Annotated in this window: 1 protein-coding gene; it reads left to right on the top strand. The window is 58.7% G+C overall.

Annotated elements, in window-relative coordinates:
• The first annotated feature begins 66 nt into the window (after window positions 1–66).
• A protein-coding gene (locus tag DIE23_RS38975; RefSeq protein WP_409364282.1) for an IS3 family transposase occupies window positions 67–1,289 on the top strand; the annotation gives its coding sequence in 2 pieces (ribosomal slippage) (window positions 67–432 and window positions 435–1,289; 1,221 coding nt in all).
• Window positions 1,290–1,328 lie beyond the last annotated feature (39 nt).

Here is a 1,328-nt window from a genome sequence, read left to right as displayed (position 1 = left end):
TTTTTCATGCGCGTGACCCGTCCTGAAATAGGTTGACACTTTTTCGCTGAAACGAAGAGGTGCCAAGTGGAGCAAGAGATCAAGCGAACGCAGCGGGACTACAGCCTGGCTTTTAAGCTATCGGTGGTCGAGCAGGTCGAAAAGGGCGAACTGACGTACAAAGAGGCGCAGCGCCGCTACGGAATCCAGGGGCGCTCGACCGTGCTGGTATGGTTACGTAAGCACGGCTTGCAGGATTGGGCCGATCCATCCGACCGTGCACGATCGGGTTCCATCATGTCAAAGCAAGACTCAAAGCCGCTCACGCCGGAGCAGCGCATCAAGGAGTTGGAGACGCAGTTGCGAGAAGCGCAGGAGAAAGCCGCACTGTTCGAGGCGGTGATTGACGTGATGCGCAAGGACTACGGAATCACCGTAAAAAAGCCTTCGGGCAGGTCGTCGCGCAAAGGCGGATCAAAAAGCTGAGCGTCGAGCGAGCCTGCCGATACATGGGCATCAGTCGCCAAGCGTATTACAAGCGTTTCCAAAGTGAGGAACGTCGCTGCTCGCAGGCCGAGACCGTGACGACGCTAGTGCGGGATGTACGGCTGCGTCAGCCCAGACTTGGGACACGAAAACTGCATCATCTGCTCGGGCCAGCGTTGGTCGAGCGCGGCATCAAGTTGGGGCGAGATCGACTGTTCGATGTACTGCGCTCCGCGCGCCTGCTCGTCGTGCCCCACCGGGCGTACCACAAGACAACGCAAAGCCATCATCGCTTCCGGCGCCATCCGAATCTGCTGAAACCGGGACCAGATCAGATCGTGCCGACCGGCCCTGAACAGGTATGGGTGGCCGACATTACGTACCTGCCGACGGCTGGCCCGTTTGTATATTTGAGCCTCGTCACGGATGCGTTCTCGCGCAAGATCGTCGGCCATCACGTTCACGATAGCCTGCAAACCGAGCAGGTCAGTCAGGCGCTCAAGAAGGCGTTGCGCAGGCGCCGGAGCGGGCAGCCGTTGATCCACCACTCCGATCGCGGGGTCCAATATTGCTCGACCTACTATCAGGACATCCATCGACGTCACGGCTTGCGCTGTTCGATGACTGACGGGTACGACTGCTATCAGAACGCTCTGGCCGAGCGGGTCAACGGCATCCTCAAGGGTGAGTTCCTGTTGCAACGTCCTGTTGACCTTGAGCAGGCTGCCAAGATGGTCGAACAGTCGGTGCACATCTACAACCATGAGCGACCACACGCCGCCCTGAAATACAAAACGCCCGATGCGGTGCATCGGGCGCTCTAGTGCCTGGATACTGTCAACCTATTCCAGGACTTGACAGCG

The organism is Burkholderia sp. Bp9143, assembly GCF_003853645.1.
Lineage (GTDB): Bacteria > Pseudomonadota > Gammaproteobacteria > Burkholderiales > Burkholderiaceae > Burkholderia.
The sequence above is the reverse complement of the archived record's forward strand: the minus strand, read 5'-3'. Positions and strand labels throughout refer to the sequence as shown.